Genomic DNA, 301 nt, shown 5'->3' on the forward strand with positions numbered 1-301 from the left:
GCTTGGCTGCCTCGCGCCGCAGCCGCGGCGCTTGCCAGATGCGCCCAGCCAGCACCGTGCCACCGCTGCGGCGTGGCAGAAACGGCAGAAATCCACGGGCCGGCGCGTCCAGTGGCGCCAGCCCGGCGATGGGGCGGTTCATGCCCGCCTCGACACCTCGTTTCAGTCCGGCGATCAACGGCCCGACATCGGATTTGGTCAGCAAACGCGCCCTCAGTTGGTCAAACACCCGCATCTGCTGGTTGCGCATCATCTCGTTCAGCCGCTCCGCCCGACCGTCCGCCGGGCAATGCTTGCGCAG

Annotated in this window: 1 protein-coding gene; it reads right to left on the reverse strand. The window is 68.8% G+C overall.

What is annotated here, in order from left to right; all coding sequences use genetic code 11:
- The coding region (locus tag NLM59_RS11560; RefSeq protein ID WP_304417935.1) for a hypothetical protein at positions 1–301 on the reverse strand (301 nt) is incomplete at both ends.

Source organism: Profundicola chukchiensis (genome assembly GCF_029664245.1).
GTDB classification, from domain to species: Bacteria; Bacteroidota; Bacteroidia; order Flavobacteriales; family Weeksellaceae; genus Profundicola; species Profundicola chukchiensis.